At 50.4% G+C, this 26,690-nt stretch carries 26 protein-coding genes and 3 tRNA genes; 16 read left to right on the top strand and 13 right to left on the bottom strand.

The window, feature by feature from the left end; genetic code table 11:
- Positions 1-102 precede the first annotated feature (102 nt).
- Positions 103-1,539 (bottom strand): aspartate ammonia-lyase, encoded by a 1,437-nt coding sequence (aspA, locus tag GC128_RS09775; RefSeq protein ID WP_151994127.1) that lies wholly within the window; start codon positions 1,537-1,539, stop codon positions 103-105.
- A gap of 371 nt (positions 1,540-1,910) precedes the next feature.
- Here aspA and GC128_RS09770 point away from each other — a divergent pair, with 371 nt between their 5' ends.
- The 4 genes from GC128_RS09770 (at position 1,911) to GC128_RS09755 (ending at position 5,030) form a co-directional block, all read left to right on the top strand.
- Complete coding sequence (locus tag GC128_RS09770; protein WP_151994126.1) at positions 1,911-2,396, top strand: FxsA family protein; 486 nt, start codon at positions 1,911-1,913, stop codon at positions 2,394-2,396.
- Between the two features lie 137 nt (positions 2,397-2,533).
- Positions 2,534-2,827, top strand: a complete 294-nt coding sequence (locus tag GC128_RS09765; RefSeq protein WP_034461121.1) for a co-chaperone GroES — start codon at positions 2,534-2,536, stop codon at positions 2,825-2,827.
- Between the two features lie 48 nt (positions 2,828-2,875).
- Positions 2,876-4,519 carry a chaperonin GroEL gene (groL, locus tag GC128_RS09760; protein WP_151994125.1) on the top strand — a complete coding sequence of 548 codons (1,644 nt, stop codon included), beginning with the start codon at positions 2,876-2,878 and terminating at the stop codon, positions 4,517-4,519.
- A 157-nt stretch (positions 4,520-4,676) separates the two neighbouring features.
- A complete protein-coding gene (locus GC128_RS09755) occupies positions 4,677-5,030 on the top strand; it encodes a DUF4156 domain-containing protein (protein ID WP_151994124.1) in 354 nt (117 codons plus the stop codon).
- A gap of 65 nt (positions 5,031-5,095) precedes the next feature.
- Here the strand turns inward: GC128_RS09755 and epmB are convergent, their stop codons facing one another.
- Positions 5,096-6,124 carry an EF-P beta-lysylation protein EpmB gene (gene epmB, locus GC128_RS09750; RefSeq protein WP_151994123.1) on the bottom strand — a complete coding sequence of 343 codons (1,029 nt, stop codon included), beginning with the start codon at positions 6,122-6,124 and terminating at the stop codon, positions 5,096-5,098.
- A gap of 40 nt (positions 6,125-6,164) precedes the next feature.
- On the opposite strand from epmB, the gene efp reads away from it, so the two are divergent.
- The 3 genes from efp to ecnB all read left to right on the top strand — a co-directional run bounded on the left by efp (position 6,165) and on the right by ecnB (position 7,177).
- Positions 6,165-6,731: an elongation factor P gene (gene efp, locus GC128_RS09745; RefSeq protein WP_064515606.1), complete on the top strand. Its 567-nt coding sequence runs from the start codon at positions 6,165-6,167 to the stop codon at positions 6,729-6,731.
- Positions 6,732-6,802: 71 nt separating this feature from the next.
- Complete coding sequence (locus GC128_RS09740; protein WP_226812065.1) at positions 6,803-6,928, top strand: entericidin A/B family lipoprotein; 126 nt, start codon at positions 6,803-6,805, stop codon at positions 6,926-6,928.
- Positions 6,929-7,030: 102 nt separating this feature from the next.
- Positions 7,031-7,177: a lipoprotein toxin entericidin B gene (gene ecnB / locus GC128_RS09735; RefSeq protein WP_034461127.1), complete on the top strand. Its 147-nt coding sequence runs from the start codon at positions 7,031-7,033 to the stop codon at positions 7,175-7,177.
- Positions 7,178-7,224: 47 nt separating this feature from the next.
- On the opposite strand, the gene GC128_RS09730 is transcribed toward ecnB, so the two are convergent.
- On the bottom strand, positions 7,225-7,809 hold the full coding sequence (locus GC128_RS09730; RefSeq protein ID WP_151994121.1) for a response regulator transcription factor: 585 nt from the start codon (positions 7,807-7,809) through the stop codon (positions 7,225-7,227).
- 302 nt (positions 7,810-8,111) lie between these two features.
- On the opposite strand from GC128_RS09730, the gene sugE reads away from it, so the two are divergent.
- Positions 8,112-8,429 (top strand): quaternary ammonium compound efflux SMR transporter SugE, encoded by a 318-nt coding sequence (gene sugE, locus GC128_RS09725; RefSeq protein ID WP_134186238.1) that lies wholly within the window; start codon positions 8,112-8,114, stop codon positions 8,427-8,429.
- Here the strand turns inward: sugE and GC128_RS09720 are convergent.
- From GC128_RS09720 to frdA, 6 genes are all read right to left on the bottom strand, one after another.
- Positions 8,426-8,959 carry a lipocalin family protein gene (locus tag GC128_RS09720; protein ID WP_151994120.1) on the bottom strand — a complete coding sequence of 178 codons (534 nt, stop codon included), beginning with the start codon at positions 8,957-8,959 and terminating at the stop codon, positions 8,426-8,428. The genes sugE and GC128_RS09720 overlap by 4 nt on opposite strands.
- Before the next feature lie 100 nt (positions 8,960-9,059).
- On the bottom strand, positions 9,060-10,211 hold the full coding sequence (ampC, locus tag GC128_RS09715; RefSeq protein WP_151994119.1) for a CMY2/MIR/ACT/EC family class C beta-lactamase: 1,152 nt from the start codon (positions 10,209-10,211) through the stop codon (positions 9,060-9,062).
- A 158-nt stretch (positions 10,212-10,369) separates the two neighbouring features.
- Complete coding sequence (gene frdD, locus GC128_RS09710) at positions 10,370-10,729, bottom strand: fumarate reductase subunit FrdD (RefSeq protein WP_034461132.1); 360 nt, start codon at positions 10,727-10,729, stop codon at positions 10,370-10,372.
- A 10-nt stretch (positions 10,730-10,739) separates the two neighbouring features.
- A complete protein-coding gene (gene frdC / locus GC128_RS09705) occupies positions 10,740-11,135 on the bottom strand; it encodes a fumarate reductase subunit FrdC (RefSeq protein ID WP_034461133.1) in 396 nt (131 codons plus the stop codon).
- Positions 11,136-11,145: 10 nt separating this feature from the next.
- On the bottom strand, positions 11,146-11,871 hold the full coding sequence (locus tag GC128_RS09700; RefSeq protein WP_390886963.1) for a succinate dehydrogenase/fumarate reductase iron-sulfur subunit: 726 nt from the start codon (positions 11,869-11,871) through the stop codon (positions 11,146-11,148).
- Positions 11,872-11,875: 4 nt separating this feature from the next.
- Positions 11,876-13,669, bottom strand: a complete 1,794-nt coding sequence (gene frdA / locus GC128_RS09695) for a fumarate reductase (quinol) flavoprotein subunit (RefSeq protein WP_151994118.1) — start codon at positions 13,667-13,669, stop codon at positions 11,876-11,878.
- 329 nt (positions 13,670-13,998) lie between these two features.
- Here frdA and epmA point away from each other — a divergent pair, with 329 nt between their 5' ends.
- On the top strand, positions 13,999-14,976 hold the full coding sequence (gene epmA / locus GC128_RS09690) for an elongation factor P--(R)-beta-lysine ligase (protein ID WP_151994117.1): 978 nt from the start codon (positions 13,999-14,001) through the stop codon (positions 14,974-14,976).
- A gap of 190 nt (positions 14,977-15,166) precedes the next feature.
- Here epmA and mscM read toward each other — a convergent pair whose 3' ends face one another.
- From mscM to rsgA, 3 genes are all read right to left on the bottom strand, one after another.
- Entirely contained in the window at positions 15,167-18,505 is a 3,339-nt protein-coding gene (mscM, locus tag GC128_RS09685; protein ID WP_151994116.1) for a miniconductance mechanosensitive channel MscM, read from the bottom strand.
- Between the two features lie 60 nt (positions 18,506-18,565).
- Entirely contained in the window at positions 18,566-19,531 is a 966-nt protein-coding gene (asd, locus tag GC128_RS09680; RefSeq protein WP_151994115.1) for an archaetidylserine decarboxylase, read from the bottom strand.
- A gap of 80 nt (positions 19,532-19,611) precedes the next feature.
- Positions 19,612-20,667, bottom strand: coding sequence for a small ribosomal subunit biogenesis GTPase RsgA (gene rsgA, locus GC128_RS09675; RefSeq protein ID WP_151994114.1), 1,056 nt, complete (start codon positions 20,665-20,667; stop codon positions 19,612-19,614).
- A gap of 113 nt (positions 20,668-20,780) precedes the next feature.
- On the opposite strand from rsgA, the gene orn reads away from it, so the two are divergent.
- The 4 genes from orn (at position 20,781) to GC128_RS09655 (ending at position 21,954) form a co-directional block, all read left to right on the top strand.
- Positions 20,781-21,326 (top strand): oligoribonuclease, encoded by a 546-nt coding sequence (orn, locus tag GC128_RS09670; RefSeq protein ID WP_034461152.1) that lies wholly within the window; start codon positions 20,781-20,783, stop codon positions 21,324-21,326.
- 215 nt (positions 21,327-21,541) lie between these two features.
- Positions 21,542-21,617, top strand: a tRNA-Gly gene (locus GC128_RS09665).
- Between the two features lie 148 nt (positions 21,618-21,765).
- Positions 21,766-21,841 (top strand) — tRNA-Gly (locus GC128_RS09660).
- A gap of 37 nt (positions 21,842-21,878) precedes the next feature.
- Positions 21,879-21,954: transfer RNA gene (locus GC128_RS09655), tRNA-Gly, on the top strand.
- Positions 21,955-22,224: 270 nt separating this feature from the next.
- Here GC128_RS09655 and queG read toward each other — a convergent pair.
- Complete coding sequence (gene queG, locus GC128_RS09650) at positions 22,225-23,364, bottom strand: tRNA epoxyqueuosine(34) reductase QueG (RefSeq protein ID WP_151994113.1); 1,140 nt, start codon at positions 23,362-23,364, stop codon at positions 22,225-22,227.
- Here queG and nnr point away from each other — a divergent pair.
- From nnr to amiB, 3 genes are read left to right on the top strand one after another with little or no spacing between them, the layout of a single operon-like run.
- Positions 23,363-24,889: a bifunctional ADP-dependent NAD(P)H-hydrate dehydratase/NAD(P)H-hydrate epimerase gene (nnr, locus tag GC128_RS09645; RefSeq protein ID WP_151994112.1), complete on the top strand. Its 1,527-nt coding sequence runs from the start codon at positions 23,363-23,365 to the stop codon at positions 24,887-24,889. The two genes, queG and nnr, sit on opposite strands and share 2 nt — an antisense overlap.
- A complete protein-coding gene (gene tsaE, locus GC128_RS09640) occupies positions 24,882-25,343 on the top strand; it encodes a tRNA (adenosine(37)-N6)-threonylcarbamoyltransferase complex ATPase subunit type 1 TsaE (RefSeq protein WP_034461161.1) in 462 nt (153 codons plus the stop codon). Before nnr ends, tsaE begins: the two co-directional genes overlap by 8 nt.
- 13 nt (positions 25,344-25,356) lie before the next feature.
- Complete coding sequence (gene amiB / locus GC128_RS09635; RefSeq protein ID WP_151994111.1) at positions 25,357-26,685, top strand: N-acetylmuramoyl-L-alanine amidase AmiB; 1,329 nt, start codon at positions 25,357-25,359, stop codon at positions 26,683-26,685.
- Positions 26,686-26,690 lie beyond the last annotated feature (5 nt).

Here is a 26,690-nt window from a genome sequence, read left to right as displayed (position 1 = left end):
CTTGTGTTTGCTTATTTGATAATTATATGTTGTGTATTTGTTTAACGTAGAAATGAAAAAGGCACGTCCAATGGACGTGCCTTTTTTTAACTACCGGTTGGTCTACTGTTCATTTTCATCGGTATAACGCTTCGCTTTATAAACCGGGTGCATCAGGTTGTTGATAGAGAAAATATCATCCAACTCGGCTTCGGTTAACAGGCCACGCTCCAGCACGACTTCACGCACGCTCTTACCGGTTTCGGCACAAATCTTCCCAACGATGTCGCCATTGTGGTGGCCAATGAATGGGTTCAGATAAGTCACGATACCAATTGAGTTGTAGACGTAGCTTTCACACACTTCTTTATTAGCAGTGATGCCGTTGATGCATTTTTCCAGCAGGTTGTAGCAAGCGTTGGTCAGGATGTGAATAGACTCGAACATCGCCTGGCCAATGACAGGTTCCATTACGTTCAGCTGCAGCTGGCCGGCTTCGGAAGCCATGGTTACGGTGATGTCGTTGCCAATCACTTTGAAGCAGACCTGGTTCACTACTTCTGGAATTACCGGGTTTACTTTGGCAGGCATGATGGAAGAACCAGCCTGCAATTCTGGCAGGTTGATTTCGTTCAGGCCAGAACGTGGGCCGGAAGAGAGCAGGCGAAGGTCGTTACAGATCTTCGACATTTTCACCGCCAGGCGTTTGAGCGAGCTGTGAACCATGACGTATGCGCCGCAGTCGGAAGTCGCTTCAATCAGGTCTTCAGCTGGTACGCATGGCAGGTTGCTGACTTCAGCCAGTTTCTGGACCGCAAGTTGTTGATAACCGTCAGGGGTGTTCAGGCGAGTACCGATTGCGGTCGCACCGAGGTTCACTTCCAGCAGCAGTTCTGCGGTACGCAGCAAGTTGCGGGTTTCTTCATTCAACAACACGTTGAATGCGTGGAATTCCTGGCCTAGCGTCATTGGTACGGCGTCTTGTAGCTGAGTACGACCCATTTTCAGGACATTCTCGAACTCAACCGCTTTGCGTTGGAAGCCATCGCCTAACTGGTTGATAGCATCAATCAGTTTCACAATAGAAGCGTACACCGCGATTCGGAAACCTGTCGGGTAGGCATCATTGGTGGATTGGCATTTGTTTACGTGGTCGTTCGGGTTCAGGAACTGGTACTCACCTTTCTGGTGGCCCATCAGCTCAAGCCCAATGTTGGCGAGCACTTCGTTGGTATTCATGTTGACGGAAGTACCGGCACCGCCCTGGTAAACGTCCACCGGGAATTGGTCCATGCACTTGCCGTTATTCAGCACTTCATCACAGGCCTGGATAATGGTGTTTGCGATGCTTTTCGGAATGGTTTGCAACTCCTTGTTCGCCATTGCCGCTGCTTTCTTAACCATGACCATGCCGCGCACAAATTCAGGTATGTCACTGATTTTACTGTTGCTTATGTAGAAGTTTTCAATCGCTCTCAGAGTATGAACACCATAATAGGCATCCGCTGGCACTTCCCTGGTACCCAACAAATCTTCTTCGATACGAATGTTATTTAACATGTGAACCTTCTTAATTAAAGCTGCCATTGATTGATCATTGCACACACAGGATCTACGGTTGTGCGATGAATAGACCGACGATTATGTCCATATTCGGTCTGCGTGCCGTGATGATATGCTGATGATAGCGAAAAGCAGTAATCTGGATCACTTATTAAACGCCAGCTCACATAACAATTATTAATATGTGATGCTGATCAATTGTTGAAAACTTCCAAAAAAATAATAAGGCGCTTAGATTGATTTTTGACTATAGAGTCGCCATCTCTTTGACTGTGCATAATTGCTAACCTATTTTCGCAAGTGCTTGATGGCGCTTGCTACAATTGCTCCGGTTTTACTACGGGCTTTTCCAACTACAGGAGTATACGGTGCGCTGGATACCGTTAATTGCCGTCTTTCTCTATGTATACATAGAGATTTCATTGTTTATTCAGGTCGCCCACGTCATGGGTGTCTTCCTGACGCTTGTGCTGGTGATATTCACTTCAGTAATTGGTATGTCGCTGGTTCGCAACCAGGGTTTTAAAAACTTCATGCTGATGCAGCAAAAAATGGCAGCGGGTGAAAGCCCGGCAGTTGAGATGATTAAAAGCGTTTCGCTAATCATCGCAGGGTTGCTGTTGTTGTTGCCAGGCTTCTTCACTGACTTCCTGGGCTTGTTGCTGTTACTGCCACCAGTACAGAAGCATCTGACGCTGAAACTGATGCCACATCTACGTTTCTCGCGTACACCAGGCGGTGGTTTTAGCGCGGGCACTGGCGGTGGCTCAACGTTCGACGGTGAGTATCAACGTAAAGATAATGCTCCCAAACAGCTAGATGACCGCGATAACGACGATCGTCACAATCGTTAAAAATCGAAAATTTTTTTGTTTTCCCCCTTGAAGGGGGGAAGGCTCATCCCCATCTCTCAGGTCACCAGCCGATAACCCATTTTGGGCCGGCGTTACCTAAACAATTGATAATGACTTTCTCAAAGGAGAGCTATCACATGAGCATTCGTCCATTACATGACCGCGTTATCGTCAAGCGTAAAGAAGTTGAATCTAAATCTGCGGGCGGCATCGTTCTGACTGGCAGCGCAGCAGGCAAATCAACTCGTGGCGAAATCATCGCTGTCGGTAAAGGCCGCATCCTGGAAAACGGTAACGTACAACCGCTGGACGTTAAAGTCGGCGATATCGTAATTTTCAACGATGGCTACGGCGTGAAATCTGAGAAGATCGACAATGAAGAAGTGTTGATCATGGCAGAAAGCGACATCCTGGCAATTGTTGAAGCGTAATACGCGCAATAACTGAACGAACATAAACGAATTTAAGGAAAGTTAAGAATGGCAGCTAAAGACGTAAAATTCGGTAATGACGCTCGTGTGAAAATGCTGCGTGGCGTTAACGTACTGGCAGATGCAGTGAAAGTTACCCTCGGTCCTAAAGGCCGTAACGTTGTTCTGGATAAATCTTTCGGTGCACCGACTATCACTAAAGATGGTGTTTCTGTAGCGCGTGAAATCGAACTGGAAGACAAGTTCGAAAACATGGGTGCCCAGATGGTTAAAGAAGTTGCCTCTAAAGCGAACGACGCTGCGGGCGACGGTACAACCACTGCAACCGTTCTGGCTCAGTCCATCATCACTGAAGGCCTGAAAGCTGTTGCTGCGGGTATGAACCCAATGGACCTGAAACGCGGTATCGATAAAGCTGTTATCGCCGCTGTTGAAGAGCTGAAAGCACTGTCTGTTCCTTGCTCTGACTCTAAAGCAATCGCTCAGGTTGGTACTATCTCTGCTAACTCCGACGAAACTGTTGGTACTCTGATTGCTGAAGCAATGGAGAAAGTGGGCAAAGAAGGCGTTATCACCGTTGAAGAAGGCACTGGCCTGCAAGACGAGCTGGACGTTGTAGAAGGTATGCAGTTTGACCGTGGCTACCTGTCTCCGTACTTCATCAACAAGCCTGAAACTGGTTCTATCGAACTGGAAAGCCCGTTCATCCTGCTGGCTGACAAAAAAATCTCCAACATCCGTGAAATGCTGCCAGTTCTGGAAGCCGTTGCGAAAGCAGGCAAACCACTGCTGATCATTGCTGAAGATGTTGAAGGCGAAGCGCTGGCGACCCTAGTGGTTAACACCATGCGTGGCATCGTGAAAGTTGCTGCTGTTAAAGCACCTGGCTTTGGCGACCGTCGTAAAGCAATGCTGCAAGATATCGCAACTCTGACTGGTGGTACCGTAATCTCTGAAGAGATCGGTATGGAGTTGGAAAAAGCGACTCTGGAAGATCTGGGTACTGCTAAACGTATCGTTATCAACAAAGACACCACGACTATCATCGATGGTAATGGTGAAGAAGACGCAATCCAGGGTCGTGTGACTCAGATTCGTAAGCAAATCGAAGAAGCAACTTCTGATTACGACCGTGAAAAACTGCAAGAGCGCGTAGCTAAACTGGCTGGCGGCGTTGCAGTAATCAAAGTCGGTGCTGCTACCGAAGTTGAAATGAAAGAGAAGAAAGCACGCGTTGAAGATGCCCTGCACGCTACCCGTGCTGCGGTTGAAGAAGGTGTGGTTGCCGGTGGTGGTGTTGCGCTGATTCGCGTAGCTTCTAAACTGTCTGAACTGCGTGGCCAGAACGAAGACCAGAACGTGGGTATCAAAGTTGCGCTGCGCGCAATGGAATCCCCACTGCGTCAGATCGTTCTGAACTGCGGCGAAGAGCCATCTGTTGTTGCTAACAACGTGAAAGCGGGCGACGGTAACTACGGTTACAACGCAGCAACTGAAGAATACGGCAACATGATCGACATGGGTATCCTGGATCCAACCAAAGTAACTCGTTCTGCTCTGCAGTACGCAGCTTCTGTGGCTGGCCTGATGATCACCACTGAGTGCATGATTACCGATATGCCAAAATCTGACGGTCCAGACATGGGCGGTGCAGGTATGGGTGGTATGGGTGGCATGGGCGGCATGATGTAATTGCCCCAACACCTGGTGTGAAGTAACACCGTGTTAAGAAAACCCTCAGGCAGAAATGTCTGAGGGTTTTTTCTTTTTGGTCGCACTCTGGTATAAGATCTCACCGGGCGATGACTGCCCGCTACTATTCAAGACGGCATTGATAACGGGGAAGAACATGCGCATTAAAGTTTCAGCAGGAATAGCTGTGGCAGCGCTGCTGCTGGCAGGATGTAGCACCAGCAATGATTTAAGCACTAATGGCCAGAGCGTTCGTTTCGTTGAAGAGAAGCCAGGCACTGAATGCCAGCTGATTGGCACCGCAACCGGCGAGCAAAGTAACTGGTTGTCAGGCCAACATGGTGATGAAGGTGGTTCTATGCGCGGCGCGGCTAATGCTCTGCGTAATAACGCAGCGGCGATGGGTGGTAACGTGCTGTATGGCGTGAGCAGCCCGACGCAAAACTTGTTGTCGAGCTTTGCTCCGACTGCCAGCAAAATGACTGGTCAGGTTTATAAGTGCCCGAACTGATCTAAGTTTAATTTTGTAGGTCGTGTGGTGTTGCGCTTACCCGACCTACAAAATTCATTTCTGAATTAACTTTGCCGTAACTGCAAATCCAATGGTGTTTTACTCGGCTCACCGCCAATCTCACGCGCAAGCTTCGGCACCATATAGCCGGAAATCAACGTCAGCAACTCACGCATAATCATTCTGGCTTCATCATCACTCACCATGAAATGCGCCGCACCTTGCACTTTATCGAGCACATGCAGGTAATAGGGCATTACGCCCGCATCGAACAGTGCATTACTCAGGTTTGCGAGAGTCTGCGCGTTATCGTTCACATCGCGCAGCAGGACACTTTGGTTAAGCAATGTGACGCCTGCCTGGCGTAAGCCCACCATAGCCGCTCTGAACTCTTCATCAATCTCATTGGCATGGTTGATATGGTTTACCAGAATCACCTGCAACCGTGAGCGCGCAAGACGTGCTACTAACGTTTCGGTAATACGTGCCGGGATGACAATCGGCAAACGGCTGTGAATACGTAGACGTTTAATATGCGGGATTGCTTCCAGTTCACCGATCAGCCAGTCCAGTTCATGATCTTTTGCCATAAGCGGATCGCCGCCAGAAAAAATGATCTCATCGAGTTCAGGGTGATCGCTGATATATGAAATGGCGGCCTGCCAGTTACGCTTGCTCCCCTGGTTATCGGAGTAGGGGAAATGGCGACGGAAACAGTAGCGGCAGTTGACCGCACAGCCACCTTTAACCAACAACAGCGCCCGGTTACTGTATTTATGCAGCAGCCCCGGAACCACGCTGTGCTGCTCTTCGAGCGGATCAGTGCTAAAGCCGGGAGCGGCAATAAACTCTTCTTTCGAAGTTAACACCTGGTGTAATAGTGGGTCGTTCGGATTGCCTTTTTCCATGCGCGCGACAAAAGCTCGCGGCACGCGCAAGGCAAAAAGTCGGCGTGCATCACGTCCCGCTAACAACTCTTTGTCAGCGTTGAGCTCTAAAATATGCAGCAGTTCGTCAGGATCGGTTATAACATCGCCAAGTTGCGTTAACCAATCTTCTCTGCGAGGGGGATTTAGGGTTACAATGTGTGCCATTTTTTGGCTAAGCTACCAATTAACAATTTCAGAGGGCCTTATGGCGACTTATTCTAGCAACGATTTTCGTGCCGGTCTTAAAATCATGTTCGAAGGCGAACCTTACGCGGTTGAATCCAGTGAGTTCGTGAAACCAGGTAAAGGCCAAGCCTTTGCTCGCGTTAAAATGCGCCGCCTGTTGACTGGCACCCGCGTAGAAAAAACTTTCAAATCTACCGACTCCGCTGAAGGCGCAGACGTTATCGATATGAACCTGACTTACCTGTACAACGACGGTGAGTTCTACCACTTCATGAACAACGAAACTTTCGAGCAGCTTGCAGCTGATGAAAAAGCCATTGGCGAAAATGCTAAGTGGATGCTGGATCAGGCCGAATGTATCGTCACCCTGTGGAACGGCCGTCCAATCGCCGTACAACCACCAAACTTTGTAGAGCTGGAAATCGTTGAAACCGATCCAGGTCTGAAAGGTGATACTGCTGGTACCGGCGGTAAGCCTGCAAAACTGTCTACTGGTGCTGTGGTTAAAGTACCTTTGTTCGTTCAGACTGGCGAAGTGATCAAAGTTGACACCCGCTCTGGCGAATACGTTTCTCGCGTTAAGTAATACGTGAAGATTTGCGGTGAGGCGGTTTTTCGCTTCACCGCAGCTTACAAAAGGCAGGGAAGATGAACCGTTTGATTAAGCATTTAATTTTCATCACGTTGTTAACCTCGTTTCTCGCCGGTTGTAATACCACCCGCGGCTTTGGTGAAGATCTCAAGCACCTTGGCGGCTCCATCGAACGTGCAGCAAACAAGTAATTACCAACACTCCTAAAAATCCGCTTTTTCCTTCAGCTTGCCAATTTTTGTCTATGCTTTAACTGCTATACACAAACAATATGGTCAAAAAAGGAAACGGTCATGATTAAGAAAACTATTGCAGCGTTCTTTTCTCTCATAGTGCTTTCGTCGTTACTTACCGCGTGTAATACCACCAAAGGCGTGGGTGAAGATATTCAGGATGGCGGCCAGGCCATTTCAGGTGCTGCAACAAAAGCGCAGAATTAAAGTATCACCGACGGTACGGTATCATTGCCGTACCGTAATTCCTTTCGTTAATGTTGTTGCTCTATAAACAATGAATAGCGATTATTAATCCCTAACTTCATGCGGATATTCCGCTTATAGGTATAAACCGTCTTGGTACTAATCCCCATTATTCTGGCGATAAAATCATTATTGGCCTCATCGGTCCACAACTTTAATATACGCTCCTCACGCAATGTAAGAAGAGGCGATGCATACTGCCGTACCGGATGAAAAGGTGGGCGGGCACTAAGTTGCTTCTGAATAGTGTCGTAAAGCTCCGCTAGTGGAACGGATTTACTATGTAGCGAGCGTGAGCCCTGAGCCAGACAGTACTCTTCGATCTTTTCATGACGGATACTGTTAAGCAACATTAATCGAATTGATGTACCACAGGCAGAATAAATAGATGAGAGCTGTTGGATATTATGTAGAGAGCTGGCGAAACTGGTGAAATCGGCAATAACAAGATTAGGTCGCCATTGTATTATTTTCTCGCGAGCTACAAGTAAATTATCAGTTTCAGAAATAGAAAAAGCAGGGTTTTGACTGAGCCAATATTTGAATCCCTGCCGGGTATAATGGCAGCGGTCAATTAACAATATCTTATGCATAATTACCGTTCGCGTGACTCACTATTACAGCCTTTTCTGAATGCCAAATAAAACATTATAATATGAAAAAAGCACCTGAAATGAATTGTGGATTTACGGGTTAAATTGCGTTCATTTCTCGGCTTAATGTCAAAACTCCCGCCAGATGTGGAAACAAAACTTTACTGGTTTTTATGATAAGAAAGTCCTGTTGGACTTTTTTGTCTGCGGCCGATCGTTAAAATAGTGCCCTCACCAGCCTTATGGGACGACCCATTCGCGCTTCTTGATTTCCGGGGACGGCCCCAATAATGGAGCTGTATATGGCCTGGTTTATTCTTGTTATCGCCGGTTTATTAGAAGTTGTGTGGGCTGTGGGCCTGAAATATACCCATGGTTTCACCCGCCTGTGGCCAAGCGTTATCACCGTAGTTGCCATGGTTGTCAGCATCGCGCTGCTGTCCTGGTCAATGAAAACGTTGCCGACCGGTACGGCTTACGCCGTCTGGACAGGAATTGGTGCCGTAGGTGCAGCCACCACAGGTATCTTGCTGTTAGGCGAATCAGCAAACCTGGCCCGCATTGCGAGCCTGGCTTTGATTGTCGTCGGGATTATTGGCCTGAAAATTAGCACTCATTAACTGGTGGGTTGTTTAATCCACAGTAACTTCTCGACCGGGAAGCCCTGTTGTGTCGCGATATTAAGCATCTGCTGCTTCACTTCACTGCTGATTGTCGGGGTGCGTGACAATATCCACAGATAGTCTTTATCCGGCCCGCACACCAGTGCGTGCCGGTAATCTTTATCAATGGCTATCACATTATACCCACCGTAAAACGGCCCAAAGAATGAGACTTTTAGTGCTGCGCGACTTGGGTTTCCAGTGAAGTAAGCTTTGCCGACACTTTGCTGCCACATCTGCCTGTCGGGATTAAATCCTCTGTTTATCACACGAATTCCACCGTCATCCATGGTGCTATATGTAGCAGTCACTTGCTCTAGCCCGCTTTCAAATTTGTGGTCAAGACGGGCAATTTCATACCACTTGCCGAGATAGCGTTTTGCTTCAAAATTATTGACCACCGTGGTTCCTGGTGGAGGGGTTGGAGAGCTACAGGCAACAACGAGAAACGCAACTGCAAGAGTGGTGATAATCGGCCAGATGCGCATAGCTAATTCCTTCTGCTGTTTTAGCTAAGTGTAGAAGGCAGCAGCAAAAAAGCGGTATGCGGGCAGAAATAAAAAGGCCTGCTGAGCAGGCCGGTATGCATTACTGTAATGCTGCGAGGATTTTGTACCCGGCTTTAACCCGCTCAGGATTGGGGTAGCTTTTATTTGCCATCATCACGATGCCAAGTTGTTGCTCGGGAATAAACGCTACATAAGTCCCAAAGCCCCCGGTTGAGCCTGTTTTGTGAACCCAGGATGCCTTAACAACAGGCGCAGGCGGTTCGATGGCTGTCGCCGTTTGAGGGGATAGCGCTACTTTATTATCGCTGCCATTTACCACGGTTTTGGCATCAACCGGCCAGTTATGCATCTCCCAACCTAAGCCCTGATACATGCTGCCAATGCGCCAGTAGCGCGTTTGTGCGAGCTCAATTCCCTTACGTAATGTTGAAGAACCTACCTGTTCAGGCTTGATGTTTGCCTGTACCCAACTGGCCATATCTTCAATCGTTGTTTTCACGCCATAGGCTTCTGCATCCAGCATGCCTGGTGAAACGTGCACTGCCTTATCGTTACGGTAGCCCCATGCGTAGTTGTGCTCCTCAGATGCGGGCACTTTTATCCATGTATGCACAAGGTTTAACGGCTGGAATACGCGTCTGGACATTGCCTCTTCAAAGCTCATTCCTGACGGCTTCACCGCTAACGCACCGAAGAGGCCGATGCTGGCATTAGCATAGAGACGAGTGGAACCCGGAGCCCATTGTGGATGCCAGTTCTGGTAAAAGTGGAGCAAGGAAGCCTGGCTTGTGACTTCATCAGGAACCTGTAGTGGTAAGCCACCTGCGGTATAGGTGGCAAGTTGCAGCAGGTTAATGTCTTTCCATTGCTTACCGGTGAGTGCAGGCCAGTACTTCGTTGCCGGGTCGCTTAGTTTTATTTCCCCACGGGCTACGCTGTCGCCACCCAGAACACCGGTAAAGGTCTTACTGACAGAGCCGAGTTCAAACAATGTCTCTTTGGTGACCGGTAAATTTTTGGCGATATCAGCCTGACCATACGTGAAGTAATAGGGTTTTCCCTGATAAATAACGGCGACGGCCATGCCGGGTATATTCTGCTCTTTGAGCAGGGGCTCAATGGTCTGATTCACTGTCTGAGCAATCTGTTTTTCGGTCAACGCTTTCGTGGCGGCAAGCGTTGAGCAGGAGGCCGTGAGCATTAGCACACAGCAAAGTGTTTTTTTCATCATTGAATAGCTTCCATAAAGTGACACGACAGCATGCCCTGAACGACTCAATTTATCATCAGTCCTCAGGGGGGGTTTAGCGAATATGTTTATGTGTCAGGCGGGAAGATACAAAGAAAAAGGCCTGCACATGGCAGGCCTTGTCACTGGAATGCTTAGCTTTAGAGAGTGATGACACCAATAAAAGTCACAACAGTCAGAATGGCAGCAAGACCGTAGAACACCCACTTGCCAGATGGCACATGAATTTTCAGGTCGTGCATTGCGTGGTGGATACGGTGCAAACCACACCACAGCGGCAGCACAATCATCAGGAAGATGAACAGGCGACCAATCAGGCTTTGTGAGAATGCCAACACACGGTCATAACCTAATGCATCGCCCGGGAAAAGCCCCAGCGGCAGCATGATGCCAACCAGCAGCACGATGACAGGAGCAATGATTGCACCCCACATGCCACCTGCGCCAAATAGACCCCAGAATACTGGCTCGTCGGAGCGTTTTGGATTCGGATTAATCATGACGTCCCCCTTACCAGAACAGTGCAATAAACAGAATGACGACCGTGGCAACAACCGTCACCGCCCACAACCCTTTAATCACTGGCTCCGGCCCCATTTTGTCATCTTTGATGATGATATTGGCGGCCTTTGGTGCCAGTTCAAACCAGGTTTTCGTATGCAACAACGCAGCCGCTAACGTGATCAGATTGAGGATAACCACGATAGGGTTCTGGAGAAAACTGACAAATCCTGCCCAGCTTTCCGGGCCACTTTTCAAAGAGAAAAGGCCGCACAGCAGCAAGATGCTGAACCAGACGGTAGGCACAGCGGTTCCTTCGCGAATCATATAAAAACGATAGAAACCCAGTTTTTTCCACCAGGTTGGGGTCATCGTCCGCACATATGGCTTACGTTTCGTAGTCATTTTGCACTCCTTAGCGTGGTTTCAGGGTGGCAATCAAAAAGTCTTTCGAACTTTCGACTTTACCCTGCTGGATGGCAGCGGCGGGATCGACGTGTTTCGGGCACACTTCGGAGCAGTAGCCCACGAAAGTACAGCTCCAGACGCCGTTCTGGCCGTTTAACTGCGCCATACGCTCTTTCTTGCCATGGTCGCGGTTATCCAGGTTGTAACGATGAGCAAGCGTGATTGCAGCCGGGCCAATAAACTCAGGGTTTAAACCAAACTGCGGGCATGCGGAATAGCATAGGCCACAGTTGATGCAGCCAGAGAACTGATGGTATTTCGCCATCTGGGCTGGAGTTTGAGTATTTGGCCCCTGGTCTGGAGTACGCGTGTTGCCGATGATGTATGGCTTAATCGCTTCCAGGCTTTCGATAAAGTGGGTCATATCGACCACCAAATCGCGCTCAATAGGGAAGTTTGCCAGCGCCTCAACCTTCATGCCTTTGGTGTATTCGCGCAGGAAGGTTTTACAAGCCAGTTTAGGCACGCGGTTGACCATCATGCCGCAGGAGCCGCAGATAGCCATACGGCATGACCAGCGGTAGCTCAGGTCTGGTGCCAGGTTGTCTTTGATATAACCCAGCGCATCCAGCAGCGAGGTTTGCTCATCATAAGGCACTTCATAGATTGCACTGTGCGGCTCGTTATCCGTTTCCGGGTTGTAGCGCACCACTTCAATCTTCAGGGTCTTCATCGCATCAGCCATTAGACGCCTCCTTCTTCTTATCGGCCGCTTCTGATTCCGCACCGTAGACGCGTTTTGCCGGTGGCAGGGTGGTGATTTTCACATCACTGTATTCCAGACGCGTAGTTCCATTTGCGTCACGGAAAGCAAGAGTATGTTTCAGGAAGTTCACGTCATCACGCTCGGTACAGCCTTCGTCCAGACGCTGGTGCGCGCCGCGAGACTCTTTACGTGCCATCGCCGAGTGCGCCATACATTCCGCAACATTCAGGCCGTGGCCCAGCTCAATGGTGTACAGCAAATCAGTATTAAACACGCTGGAAGTGTCAGTAATGCGAACGCGTTTGAAGCGCTCTTGCAGCTCAGACAGTTTATCAATGGTTTTCTGCATCAGTTCTGGCGTGCGATAAATACCGCAACCTTCTTCCATGGACAGACCCATTTCATCGCGGATCTTCGACCAGTTTTCAGTGCCTTCCTGATTCACCAGTTTCTTCAGGCGAGTTTCGACATCAGCCGCTTGTGCATTCAATGCAGCATCATTGGCGGGCTGTGCTTCGTTAGCACGACGCATCGCACCTTCACCTGCCAGGCGACCAAACACCACCAATTCTGCCAGAGAGTTCGAACCTAAACGGTTCGCACCATGCAGACCAACAGACGAACATTCACCGACTGCGAATAGGCCTTTAATGCGTGATTCGCACTGACTGTCGGTTTCGATACCACCCATGGTGTAGTGCGCGGTAGGGCGAACAGGAATCGGCTCTTTAACCGGGTCGACGCCAACATACGCTTTTGACAGTTCGCAGATAAACGGCAAACGTTCGAGAAGTTTTTTCTCGCCCAGGTGACGCAGGTCGAGATAAACCACATCGCCACGTGGCGTTGGAACGGTGCGGCCAGCACGCCATTCGTGCCAGAAGGCCTGAGAAACTTTGTCGCGCGGACCGAGTTCCATATATTTGTTACGCGGCTCGCCCAGAGGAGTTTCAGGCCCCATTCCGTAATCTTGCAGATAACGATAGCCATCTTTGTTGACCAGAATACCGCCTTCACCACGGCAGCCTTCCGTCATCAGAATGCCGGAACCTGGCAGGCCGGTTGGGTGATATTGCACAAATTCCATATCACGCAACGGTACGCCGTGGCTCAATGCCATGCCCATACCATCGCCGGTCACGATGCCGCCGTTAGTGTTATAGCGATAAACACGACCAGCACCACCGGTTGCCATAACAACGGCGTTTGCGCGGATTTGTACCAGCGAGCCTTCCATCATATTCATGGCGACCAGGCCACGAGCAGCACCATCATCAACCAGGATATCGAGCACGAAGTGCTCGTCAAAACGCTGGATTTGCGGGAACTGTAATGAGGTCTGGAACAGGGTGTGGAGCATATGGAAGCCGGTTTTATCCGCGGCAAACCAGGTGCGCTCAATCTTCATGCCACCAAAACGGCGAACGTTCACTGAACCGTCCGGACGGCGGCTCCATGGGCAACCCCATTGCTCAAGCTGTGTCATTTCGGTTGGGCAGTTATGCACGAAGTAGTCGACTACGTCCTGCTCGCACAACCAGTCGCCACCGGAAACGGTGTCGTTGAAATGGTATTCGTAACTGTCGTGATCCTGCGTAACGGCAGCAGAACCCCCTTCGGCGGCCACGGTGTGGCTACGCATTGGGTAGACTTTGGAGATCAGAGCGATTTTGGCTTGTGGATTGGCTTGTGCCGCCGCGATGGCTGCTCGTAAGCCCGCTCCGCCAGCGCCTATTATGGCAAGATCGGCTTGAAAGGTTTGCACGACATTCCTCCAGATTTTAGTTATTTCGCATAGCTAATTTAACCAAAGGTAGTTCACCGATACGGCGGCAGCTATAGCGAAAGGGTTTTCCCTGCTCCTTTGTAGGTAGCGGATTATAGCCGCAGGCTTTTTAAGGAAATTTGACGTGTTCGATTTTTTTGCTGTTCAGTTCAGCAATTAATTAGTAGTAGTGATGAGTTACGTCACGAAATTAGGATTCTTCGCGTCATAGTGGTTTCAGCAACGATGAAAATTTACTGCGCAAAATTTGTCTCCAATATGCGATGCGGGTAGACTTCTCGGCCTTGTTTGAATACGGAGACTCCACCATGAGCGAAACGGCCACCTGGCAGCCGAGCGCATCCATCCCCAACCTGTTAAAACGCGCTGCGATCATGGCAGTCATTCGGCGTTTTTTTGCCGACCGCGGTGTACTGGAGGTGGAAACACCGTGCATGAGTCAGGCTACGGTAACGGACATTAATCTGTTCCCGTTTGAAACCCGTTTTGTTGGCCCAGGCCACGCTCAGGGCGTGAATTTGTACCTGATGACCAGCCCGGAATATCACATGAAACGCCTGCTGGCGGCGGGTATCGGCCCGGTATTCCAACTGTGCCGTAGCTTCCGTAATGAAGAGATGGGCCGCCACCATAATCCAGAGTTCACTATGCTGGAGTGGTATCGCCCTTGCTACGATATGTATCGTCTGATGAATGAAGTTGATGATTTACTGCAACAGGTTCTGGAAACTGACGCGGCAGAGTCTCTCTCATATCAGCAGGCTTTCCAGCGCCATCTGGAAATTGACCCACTTTCTGCGGATAAAACGCAGTTGCGCGAAGTGGCGAAAAAACTCGATTTAAGCAACATTGCCGATCAAGAAGAAGACCGCGATACCTTGCTGCAGCTGCTGTTCAGCATGGGTGTTGAGCCACATATTGGTAAAGACAAACCGACGTTTGTTTATCACTTCCCGGCAAGCCAGGCAGCCCTTGCACAGATCAGCACCGAGGATCACCGCGTTGCGGAGCGTTTCGAGGTTTACTTCCGAGGTATTGAGCTGGCGAATGGTTTCCACGAATTGACCGATGCGCGTGAGCAGCAGCAGCGTTTCGAGCAGGATAATCGCAAACGTGTCGCTCGCGGTTTGCCACAGCAGCCGATTGATGTGAATTTGCTGGAAGCACTCAAGGCAGGATTGCCGGATTGTTCAGGTGTTGCGCTAGGTGTGGATCGTTTGATTATGTTAGCGCTGAAGGCTGAAAGTCTGGCTGATGTGCTGGCGTTCCCGGTAGATAGGGCTTAGAGCCCCTCACCCCGGGCCTCTCCTTGATACGTTCACCGGTTCAGTGGCTATATAAAACACTGAACATCGGGTGAACGGAACTGTCTACCGACTCACAGAGATGTGACTAAGCGACAGCTCCCTGAGGGAGAGGGGATTGTCCGGTTTTCTCCTTCTCTTGGGGGAGAAGGCCGGGATGAGGGGAGTTGGCTTACAAACTCCCCGGCGTACGTCCCGCTTTCCCCGAAGAAGTCACCGTCTTAGCACTACGTTGCCCGCCCAGACTATCCAGACGCATCTGGAATGGTGGGAATGGCAGTTCGATATCGTGTTCGCGGAAGCCTTGCAGAATCAACTGGTGAATCTCGTGGCGCAGCGGCATACGGTGGTTCATCTCAGCGGCATAAATTCGCAACTCAAAGATTTGAATACCCGCCTGTAAATCGACCAGGAAGGCTTCTGGTGCCGGGTTATCAATTACCAGCGAGCAGCGCTCGGCTGCCTGCAACAACACTTTCGTGACTTCCTCGCTGTTTGCATCAGACGGTGCCGGAACAGTTAGCACCACACGCGTTACTGAATCCGACAATGACCAGTTGATGAACTGCTCGGTGATAAACGCTTTATTTGGCACGATTATCTCTTTGCGGTCCCAGTCGCTGATAGTGGTAGCACGAGTGTTGATCTTGGTGACGCTGCCGGTGAGATCGCGAATCGTCACTGTGTCGCCAATACGAATCGGCTTCTCGAACAGGATTATCAGGCCAGAGATAAAGTTGGCGAAAATTTCCTGCAAACCAAAACCCAGACCAACACCGAGGGCCGCAACCAGCCACTGCAATTTCGACCACTCGATACCAATCATTGAGAAGCCGACCAACGTACCGACCAGTAACAGCAGATATTTAGTTACGGTGGTAATGGCGTAACCCGTACCTGGCGCCAAATCCAGGTGCTGTAAGAGCGCAAGTTCGAGTAGTGCAGGGAGGTTACGTACCAGTTGCATGGTGATAATCAGCACCAGAATGGCAATTAACACTGAACCCAGGGTTATCGGCTCGATGCTTTCCACGCCTTGTACCGTTGAGGTCACATCCCACAAGGTGATGTTTTCAAGGAAGCCAAATGCAGAGTGGATTTCTGACCACAACACAATGACCGACAACAGCGCAATCAGCATCAAAATCGAACGCACCAGACGCAGTGATTGCACGCTGATGGTATCCAGATCGATTTCAGGTTCTTCGATGGTTTCTGATGAGCCTTCATTGCTGTGGCTATGTGCGGCTTCTTCTTCACCACGTGCACGTTGGGCGAGTATTTCAGCACGGCGATGTTTAGCGCGGTCAAAGGCCAGGCGGCGACGCTGAATCAGCATCCAACGGCGGAAGATATGGTACACAACGAGCAGTAAGAACCAGATAGCTACTGACGTTTCAAGCCTTGCCAGCAAGGCCTGTGCAGTTGCCAGGTAACCCACAGCCGCTGCAAGAATGGCGAGCAACGGGGCGGCAAGCAGCAGGTTCCACAAAATGGTGTTAGCGATGTTTTCGCTATTACCTTGTTTATCCAGATACAGCGGAATGCCCGCGCGTTTCAGGCTCAGGGTGACCAGTGCCATTGCACCGCAAATTAACATAAAGCACAGTCTGCCGAGAGAGCCGGAGAACTCCCGATCGTTCAGATTATCAAACATAATCAATGCCATAATTAGCGGCACGATTAAGCCGATGCTCATCAGGTAATAGCGCATGGCGCGGGCAACACGGTGCTGCGGCCAGCCAAAATGAACAATGAACAAACCATTTGGACGGGCAAATGTGGCGCAAATCATCACGGCCCACAGCAGCGGAACCGTGGCAGTCACCCCATCACCGATAGCTACTGCAAGGGGATACGGCCAGGCAGCTTGCAGCCCGTAACCGAGCGTTGCCCACAAAACAGGTAAAGGCAGAGCCACCAGAATCGACCAGAACACGGTACGCAAGGTTAGGCTGAAGTGATCCTGAGTAACCTTACCGACCTTCGCACTCGAACGCTCAAGGAAAGCAGAAAAATGCCGGCGGGAGCTGACACTAAAGCCCACCAGTATCAATGCACCGAACAGTGGCAGCAATGTTTCCTTGCTGGTTAGCATCATGATGGTGGCACTGCCAAGCTGGCTGAAGGTGTCCATCGATACCAGACGACGCAAATCCTGCACAATCTCCACCGGCCAGGTGATGCCCATCGGGCTGACATCTGAGGTCCAGAACAGGTAACGGTGTGTTGCTTCGTTGACCTCTTTTAACGCATCTTCCAGTTGGCTATTCGCCACTTTCAGTTTGGTGAGCTCAAGAATCAGGTTATCGCCACCTTGCAGCAAGGAATTGAGCAGTTCGCGCTGGGTGCGCAATTGCGCTTCCAGAATACGGTTTTGCTCACTGGTAAGCTCCTGGCCATCGTTCTGACGAATCTGGCGTAATTGCTGCTGCTTGTTCATCAGGTCTTCATAATGCAGACGCTGTACACGCAACTGGCCAAGTTCGGTATCCAGTTGCTGAGGCTTTGGCATTTCAGGTAAACGAGCTACCTGAGCGCGTAAGGCTTCACCCAACACATTCGACACGCCAAGCCATTGTGACTGTTCGCGCAGTGTGTTGAGTGCCTGACGCACTTGCAAGGTCTGGCTTGAGGCCTGGCGTTGCTGAGAGGCCACTAAATCCATGCGCTGAGCCTGTTGATTCAACGCCTGGGATAATTCACGGTTATTTTTAAACTGGTCAACGATACCTGATGGCAGGTTGGCGCTACTTTCAGCCAGCAATTCTGTGCTTTCCAGGGCCTTTTCAGCTTCTCGCTGGCGCTGGTTATTCAACTGATTACGTAATGCCTGGAGATAGGCATCCAGGTGTTCGCTCTGTTTCTGGGCAAGCTCAGCGCGCAGGCGAGCAAGTTCCTGGCGGTTACTGGCTGACAACTGTGCCAGCTCCAGTTCATCGACCAGGGCTTTCAGGCGTGATGATTCAGCCTGTAAAGAGAGATTTTGTGCCTGCGCTAGAGGTGTGCTGGTGGCCGGCGGGGTGCCCATCCGACGTTCCACCTCGTTTAGCTGGCGGCGCGCATCGGTTTGCTGTTGAGGCAGTTGGCTGAGCGAATCGGTGATTTCTCTAGTGCGTTCCTGCTCTTGCTGTGCAAGGCGGCTTTTATCCAGTAATTGGCTGCTAACTTGCAGGATTTCCTGATTTAACGCATCGGTGCTCATGGTCTCTGGCACTTTTGGCGGTTCATCGCGCAGATTATTGATCTGCCGACGCAAGGTGTCAGAGAGTTTGGGGAAGTTATCGATAACTTGTTGGTATTGCGTGGCTCGTTCCAGCGAGACTTTGCGTTCATCAAGCGCGTTGAGCGCGGTCTGAAGTGCTTCCACGGTTTCAGGGCTGCCAGGTTTGTCTTTTGCAGACTTAGCTTGTTCTAGTTCCTGGGAGATTTGTTTGGCGTCGGGGGCGGTGGCGGCATACGTCGGTAGACTAAGGCACCAGGCCATCAGAAGTGTGATTATCAGGCGCACGTCAGTACCTTTAAGTGAACCAGCCCTCGTAGCGATGTCACGAGGGCTGGGGAGAGCAGGTTAACTTTCGGTTTTGTTTTCCACAGACGGACTGGTTTGTTGTTCAGCCGCAACTTCGACTTCCAGAATCTCACTTACCGGGATTTCTGGCTCAATCACAGGCTCGGTAGAAATCGCCAGTGGCTCACCAATCTTAGTCGCAGACAAGCTTTGCAGCTGTTCAGCCAGGTTCACTTTGCCTGGCGCGAACAAGTTGATGACCGTAGAGCCAAGTTTGAAGCGACCCATTTCCTGGCCTTTCAGCAGCGCAACGGAGCCTTCGCTTTCACCCGCAGGCCACGTCCAGCGTTTAATTACGCCTTCACGCGGTGGCGTGATAGTGCCCGCCCAGACGGTTTCGATGCTGCCAACAATGGTGGCACCCACCAGGATTTGTGCCATTGGGCCGAATTCAGTATCGAACAGGCAAATCACGCGTTCGTTACGGGCAAACAGGTTCGGCACGTTTTGCGCGGTTAAATGGTTTACGGAGAACAGGTCGCCCGGTACATAAATCATTTCACGCAAAATACCGTTACACGGCATGTGAACACGGTGGTAATCACGTGGTGACAGATAAGTAGTAACGAAGCTGCCGTTACGGAACAAATCGGCCATTAAGTAGTTACCAGCGAGCAGGGCTTCGAGGCTGTAGTTATGGCCTTTTGCCTGCAGGATTTTATCTTCTTCGATAGGACCTAACTGGCTCACAACACCGTCTGCTGGCATCACCAGTACATTTGGGTCGGTATTGATTGGACGGACATCGTCACGCAGTGGGCGCACGAAGAATTCGTTGAAGGTGCGATAGCTTGCGGTATCCGGCTTCTGAGCTTCCTTCATGTCGACTTTGTAGTATTTAACGAACAGGTCGATAACCAGTTTGGTCAACCAGCCAGCTCGTTTGCTTGCACCCCAACCTGCCAGGCGAGTCAGCCATAGTTTAGGCAGGATGTACTGGAGCGAAAGTTTAAAGTTGTCTAACAAGATAGCCTCCTGGCTAAGTACCCATATTTAGCGGGCATACACAAAAAGGAGCGCGATTTTAGCGATGCCCAGCTTAATTGTCAGCGGTCAGTATCGGAAAAGGTTTTACGCGATTTTACCTCGGACATACTTTCCAGTATGCGATGGTAGTTTTCGAAACGCGATTGGGCGATATCCCCACGCTCAACGGCTTCGCGCAGTGCGCAGCCTGGATCGTTGGTGTGGCTGCAATCACGATATTTACAACGGCCTAAGTAGTCATGGAATTCAGTGAAGCCATGAGTGACTTGATCCGGTTCTAAGTGCCACAAACCAAATTCGCGCACCCCTGGGGAGTCGATAACATCACCGCCGCCCGGGAAGTGGTACAGACGAGATGCAGTAGTGGTGTGCTGGCCTAGGCCTGAGTTGTCAGAAACGTCATTCACCAGAATCTGGACTTCTTTGAACCCCAGCAGGTTATTGAGCAGGCTCGATTTACCCACACCTGATTGCCCGGCAAAAATACTGACGCGGCCGATTAGGGCTTCTTCAAGCTCTTTCAGACCTTCAACTTTATGGCTGGAAACCATCAACACGCGGTAACCAATCTTGCGGTAGATATCCATCTGTTCATTGACGAATTTCAGGCCTTCTTCGTCGAGCAGATCGGTTTTATTCAGTACCAGCAGTGGCTCAACGTCCAGGGTTTCGCACGCCACCAGATAACGGTCAATAATGTTTAATGACAGCTCGGGCAGAATGGCGGAAACCACAATGATTTGGTCGATGTTGGCGGCAATGGGTTTTACGCCGTCATAGAAATCAGGGCGTGTCAGGACGGTTGTGCGCTCGTGCACTGCATCAACAATGCCTTTTATGGTTACGCCAGCCGCAGCTTCTTTGGCTGGGCGCCAGACCACATTGTCGCCGGTTACCAGCGAACGGATGGTGCGGCGAATATTGCAGCGGTGAATGTCACCACCTGGTGATTCAACATCGGCATGTTGGCCGAAACGGCTGATTACGCGACCATCGCGCGGTTCGCCAAACTGAGAGTCGTCAGGATCGGCTTTCTCCACAGTCTGTTTAAGCCGACGCTGGTGGTTTGCTGAAACCCGGCGCTGCTGTCCTTTGGAGAGTTTATTTTTGCTCAATCTTACTGGCTCCTGGTCGCCCGTGGTGGGCAAAACCTCTATGATACACACTATTTTATACGAATTAACCCATCGACAACGGTGGGCTACGCACAAGAAGGGTGGAAAATAGCATGAGTGGAAATGAAAACAATCTGATTTGGATTGATTTAGAAATGACCGGCCTGGACCCCGAGCGGGATCGCATAATTGAAATTGCCACGCTGGTTACTGATGCCAATTTGAATATCCTCGCCGAAGGGCCAACGATTGCGGTTCATCAGTCTGACGAACAGCTGGCGTTGATGGATGACTGGAATGTGCGTACCCATACTGGCAGCGGGCTGGTAGAACGCGTGAAAGCAAGCACCATGGACGACCGTGCGGCTGAACTGGCAACACTTGAGTTCCTGAAAGAGTGGGTTCCCGCTAATAGTTCTCCAATCTGTGGTAACAGCATAGGCCAGGATCGTCGTTTCCTGTTTAAGTACATGCCAGAGCTTGAAGAGTACTTCCACTATCGTTATCTGGATGTCAGCACTCTGAAAGAGCTAGCGCGCCGTTGGAAACCTGAAATTTTGGCTGATTTCAAAAAGCAGGGTACCCATCAGGCGATGGATGATATCCGTGAGTCAGTGGCGGAACTTGCGTTCTACCGCGAGAACTTTATCAAGCTATAAGAAGTTATTAGCCTCGGTCCTGTTTTTTTTACTAACCCGAAAAAAGGCAGGATCGAGAGATTTTCCTGATATTCGCTGGGAAAATAATCATTTTGTCGAATTAATCAGCATTCAAACAAAAATAGCGAAAAAAATCGTTTGAGGGCTTGCGACTAAAACGATTTCTCGTATAATGCGCCTCCCGTACCGATGCAGAATTTGCAGCGTTACACAGAGCGGGAATAGCTCAGTTGGTAGAGCACGACCTTGCCAAGGTCGGGGTCGCGAGTTCGAGTCTCGTTTCCCGCTCCAAATTTGATTTAAGCAGTACCACCAAATTCGATGAATTTCGAGTTGCGGCAAGGCAGCAACTGAGTGAATCCTTAAGAGCTTACTTCGGTAAGAGACTAAGGTGAACGAAGGCAGCTAACGCAGCAGCAGCTTGAAAGACGAAGAATATGCGGGAATAGCTCAGTTGGTAGAGCACGACCTTGCCAAGGTCGGGGTCGCGAGTTCGAGTCTCGTTTCCCGCTCCAAAATTTGATTGGCTTTTATAAGCCACGCACCACCCAAGCGGGAATAGCTCAGTTGGTAGAGCACGACCTTGCCAAGGTCGGGGTCGCGAGTTCGAGTCTCGTTTCCCGCTCCAAATTCTAATATCCAGTACAAATTATCCACAACGCTAACCAGCGTCGGTGGTGGTTTTTACGTTCGCGATAAATTCTTGTAAACAGACTTATCCACAGCCTTCGTCTATTCACTTAGATCGCTAATTATTTCTTAAATTTTATAAGAATATTTTAACCACTTGATTAATATCATTTTTTTAAAATTTTAGAATATTGAGCAGATCGCTTGCAGTTTTTTTTTCGTTTGCAGGACAAGGCGTTCAAATTTTTATTCACATCCTGTGGACATGTCACGCATCACGTTTTAACCCCTTTTCGATCACACGGACCAGGCGCTGTTTCTGTGGGAGCTGGACTTCAGTTGCATTAGCGCTTCGCTTGATTAATTGTTGCGCAATCGCCCAATCAATGTGCTCATCAAGAAGTGGGTGCTCACCTTTCCGTTGCTGTAACTTCTCCAGAATCGCCTCATCCCACGGTGCATTTCCCAATGCCACGGCAATATTTCGCAGCCAACGTAAATGGCCAATTCGACGAATCGCCGAACCTTCTGTCACGCGCAGGAAATATTCTTCACTCCAGGTGAACAACTCAGCCAGCTCCGGCGCATGCAACTTGCTGCGCGGGCTAAAGTCGTCTTCTGTGGTTAATTGTGAGAAACGGTTCCACGGGCAAATCAGCTGGCAGTCGTCGCAACCGTAGATTCGGTTGCCGATAAGCGGCCTGAACTCTTCCGGGATTGCACCTTCAAGTTCAATAGTGAGATAAGAAATACAACGGCGAGCGTCAACAGTGTAGGGTTCTACAATCGCGCCAGTCGGGCAGATGGTCATGCAGGCCACACACCGCCCACACTTTTCCTCGATGGGTTTATCAATTGGAAGCGGGATATCGACTAACAGTTCGCCCAGGAAAAAGAACGAACCTGCTTCCTGATTGAGGATTAGTGAGTGCTTACCTGTCCAGCCAAGCCCGGCTTTTTCAGCCAATGGACGTTCAAGAATCGGCGCTGAATCCACAAAAGGTCTAAAATTCAGCGTGGAACAATGGGACTGGATCATTTCGCCCAGTTTTTTGAGCCGATTACGTAGCAGTTTGTGGTAGTCACGGCCAAGGGCGTAGCGGCTGATGTAACCAATTTTGGGGTTTTTGAGCGTGGAAGCAAAAGCCGCATTTGCGGGGAGATAATTCATCCGCACGCTGATAACGCGCAAAGTGCCCGGCAGCAATTCGTGTGGTCGGGCACGCATCATGCCGTGACGGGCCATCCAATCCATCTCGCCATGATATTGTTTATCCAGCCACATTTGGAGCGCAGGCTCGCTGGCAGAGAGATCGGTATCGGTTATGCCAACTTGTTGGAAACCGAGTTCGATACCCCACTGCTTGATATTTTGCGCTAATTGATTGAGATCGAGGGGCTGTGACATGACGGACCTGAGCCTAAAAATAACCGCCAAAAGTATACCACACTCAGTCTGGTCCGCAGACTGGCTGCGCACCGCTGAGAAACACGCGGCAGATTACTTAGGGTTAACGCTATACGAATTGATGCAGCGGGCAGGGGCTGCGGCATTTAATCTTGCCCGCGAACTCTATCCACTAACCCAACACTGGCTTGTTGTGTGCGGGCATGGCAACAACGGCGGCGATGGTTATGTCGTCGCGCGACTTGCGCAGGCTGCCGGTATTCGCGTCACTTTACTGGCGATCGAAAGCGACAAGCCTTTGCCTGAAGAAGCCGCTTACGCACGTGATGCCTGGCTGGATGCAGCAGGTGTGATTCATGCGCCAGAACATGTCTGGGCAGACGATATCGATCTTGTGATTGACGGCGTACTTGGCACCGGACTTAACAGTGCTCCCCGAGATGTTGCCGCGCAGCTGATAGAAAAGTGCAATCAGCATGCGGCACCTGTCGTCGCGCTGGATATCCCTTCCGGCTTGCTTGCAGAAACCGGTGCAACACCTGGCGCTGTGATCAACGCTTCCCACACCATCACCTTTATCGCCCTTAAACCCGGGCTTCTGACCGGAAAAGCTCGCGATGTCGTGGGCAAACTGCATTTTCATGCTTTGGGTCTTGAAGCCTGGCTGAATGGGCAGACTGCGCCGATAACTCGCGTGGACAGTGCGCAGTTAGTTGGCTGGTTGCCGCCACGCAAGCCGACCTCACACAAAGGTACGAACGGGCGTTTGGTGATTATAGGTGGCGACCATGGGACTGCGGGTGCCATTCGCATGACCGGAGAGGCTGCGCTACGCGCTGGAGCGGGGTTGGTCAAGGTTTTAACTCGTTCAGAAAATATTGCACCGCTTATTACCGCCCGACCTGAACTGATGGTTCAGGAACTCACATCAAATTCACTTGATGAATGTCTCGAATGGGCAGATGTGGTGGTTATTGGTCCCGGGCTTGGGATGCATGAATGGGGCAAAAAAGCCCTGGAAAAAGTAGAGAACTGCCGTAAACCGATGCTGTGGGATGCAGATGCGCTCAACCTTCTGGCAATCAATCCCGATAAACGTCAGAATCGCGTTATTACACCGCATCCGGGAGAAGCCGCCCGGCTGTTAAATTGCGCAGTATCACAAATTGAGAGTGACCGCTTACTTTCCGCAGACCGTCTTGTAAAACGTTATGGCGGAATTGTGGTCTTAAAAGGTGCCGGTACGGTTGTTGCCAGCCAAAACGGCGAATGCTCACTCATTGATGTGGGAAATGCCGGGATGGGAAGCGGCGGTATGGGGGATGTGCTATCCGGAATCATCGGAGCATTGCTGGCACAGAAGTTAACCTCGTATGATGCGGCATGTGCCGGATGTGTTGTACATGGCGCTGCTGCTGATGTGCTTGCTCAGCGCTTCGGTACACGCGGCATGTTAGCAAGCGACTTATTCTCGACGATGTACCCTTTTGTTAACCCGGATTTGAATAGCAAAGAAAATGATTAATCGAGTTATCGCATTACCTGATGAAACTGCGACCTTAGAATTGGGTGCGCGTCTGGCAAAAGCCTGTATCGGTGCCACCGTGATTCATCTGTATGGTGACCTGGGTGCGGGCAAGACGACATTCAGCCGTGGTTTTGTTCAAGCGTTGGGCCATAAAGGCAATGTTAAGAGCCCAACTTACACGTTGGTTGAACCGTATGAACTTGGCGATTTGATGGTGTATCACTTTGATCTCTATCGCCTTGCTGATCCAGAAGAACTCGAATTTATGGGAATTCGTGACTATTTTACCAATGACGCAATTAGTCTGGTGGAATGGCCGCAAAAAGGCCAGGGTGTGCTGCCGGAACCGGATGTCGAAATACACCTAAGTTACCAGGCCGAAGGGCGCGAGGCGTGCCTGAAAGCAGTTTCCTCATCTGGTGAGTCGTTACTGGCGCGGTTTGCCAAATAACAAGGATGACGGGATGATCGTTCGCGTGAAAAGTTGGTTGATGGCGGCGTGCTTACTGTTGCTTACGGCACAGTCGGGTGCCGCGAGTTTAGCGGATATTCAGGTATCAAATGGTGATTCTCAGGCGCGAATCACCTTTAGTTTTATTGGTGATCCTGAGTATGCCTTTTCTCAGGATGACAAAAAAAGCGTTGCTCTGGATATCAAACAAACCGGTGTGATTCGCGGTTTACCTCTGTTGTTCAGTGGAAATAACCTGGTGAAAAGCATTCGTTCAGGGCAACCGAAAGACAGCGATTCCTTACGCCTGGTGGTTGATCTCACTGAGCCCGGCAAAACTCGCGCGGTGAAACAGCAAAATGGTTCTAATTACACGGTTGTGTTTACCATTAACGCCGATGTGCCGCCGCCGCCTCCACCACCGGTTGTTGCCAAACGCGTGGAGGCCCCGCCAGTTACCCGCCCGACAGAACCGGCAAAAAATCCGTTTAACCCACAAACCGTTACTGGCGCAGTCAGTTCGAATACGGCGATGCATCCTGCGCGAACTCAACGCACCACAACTCAATCCGATACCGTGGTTGTGGCGATTGATGCTGGACATGGTGGACAAGACCCGGGTGCGATTGGTCCAGGTGGGACGAAAGAGAAAAACGTCACTATTTCTATTGCCCGTAAACTGCGTTCCTTGCTCAATGATGACCCGATGTTTAAAGGCGTGCTGACCCGTGATGGCGACTATTTCATTTCGGTGATGGGGCGCTCGGATGTGGCGCGTAAACAGAACGCCAATATTCTGGTTTCCATTCATGCGGATGCTGCACCAAACCGCGATGCGACCGGAGCATCCGTCTGGGTGCTGTCAAACCGCCGTGCAAATAGCGAAATGGCTGGCTGGCTCGAACAACACGAGAAGCAATCCGAGTTGCTGGGTGGTGCGGGCGATGTACTGGCCAATAGCCAGGCTGACCCGTATCTGAGCCAGGCGGTACTGGATTTGCAGTTCGGCCATTCCCAGCGTGTCGGGTATGATGTGGCGACAAAAGTGCTGGCTCAAATGCAACGTGTCGGCGCGTTACACAAGCGTCGCCCTGAGCATGCAAGCCTTGGCGTATTGCGCTCACCAGATATCCCTTCTGTGCTAGTGGAAACCGGGTTTATCAGTAACAACTCGGAAGAGCGCCTGCTTGATAGCGATGACTATCAGCAAAAAATTGCCCAGGCCATTTATCAAGGTTTGAGGGACTATTTCCAGACGCATCCGTTACAATCAGCACCTGCCCCGGGGCAAACCGCACGTTCGCAAGGTGCGGGTCTCGATCAGGTTGCGATTACTCAATAAGGAAA

Source organism: Buttiauxella massiliensis, from assembly GCF_902500225.1.
GTDB classification, from domain to species: Bacteria; Pseudomonadota; Gammaproteobacteria; order Enterobacterales; family Enterobacteriaceae; genus Buttiauxella; species Buttiauxella massiliensis.
This window is presented reverse-complemented; position numbering and strand designations above follow the sequence as displayed.